At 30.2% G+C, this 800-nt stretch carries 1 protein-coding gene; it reads left to right on the top strand.

The window, feature by feature from the left end:
* The first annotated feature begins 123 nt into the window (after nt 1-123).
* The gene (locus tag ACR65M_RS26985) at nt 124-729 is read left to right on the top strand and encodes a hypothetical protein (RefSeq protein WP_440274956.1); all 606 of its coding nucleotides are present in this window, start codon (nt 124-126) and stop codon (nt 727-729) included.
* Nucleotides 730-800 lie beyond the last annotated feature (71 nt).

The raw sequence follows: 800 nt of genomic DNA, 5'->3' as shown, positions 1-800 counted from the left end.
AAATTAATGAAAAAGTGTTAAATTTAATATGGATAGGTGTTTTATATATGTCTCATTTGGCTAGGTCAGTTCAAATAGGCTTGTTTTTGTACTCCTAAAAAGAAGAAAAGAAGAGTGATAAAATTGTATAGGCCATCAGAACACAAAAAGATTTTTTATAGAGATTTAGATGTTTTTAACACATTTGAATCAAATTTAGAAGCAGCCATTAAAAATAAACGTAATCTTAAAGAGGTTATGCCAAAATTAATAGAATGTTTATTTGAAATTAAACATCCTGTAGTAGCTGAAAACATTTTTGGTATGTGTGTTGCATATCCAAATATCTATGTTAGGTTTTCCTTAATATCGTTTATCGAAAGATGGGTACCAAATGAGTTTGCAATAGAAGCATTAGTTCAATTGACACATGATCCAGACGACTTAGTTTCTTTTAGGGCAATGGAAGTATGCGGTAATGAACGGATTGAAGAGGTTCTTTATAATTTACCTAGATTCATTGGAAGACTAAGTGAAAGTATTCATAAGACCAATAAACCTGTAGGTTTAGGGGCACAAAAGGTTTTTAAGTCTCTCTCAGATATACTAGGTGTTAAATCTGAAAAAGATCTTCAACTTATGGAAATGTATGTAGAAAAGAATAAGATTCTACCGGATAAATTCAATTTAGAAGTAGAAATCCCTACTTATCTTCATGAGGAGTTTTGTAAATTAGAAGAGGAGGGTTGAACTGACCTAGCCAAATGAGACATATATAAAACACCTATCCATATTAAATTTAACACTTTTTCATTAATTTG

Source organism: Ferdinandcohnia sp. SAFN-114, from assembly GCF_059415045.1.
Note: the sequence above shows the minus strand (reverse complement) of the source record. Positions and strands in the feature narration are given on the sequence as shown.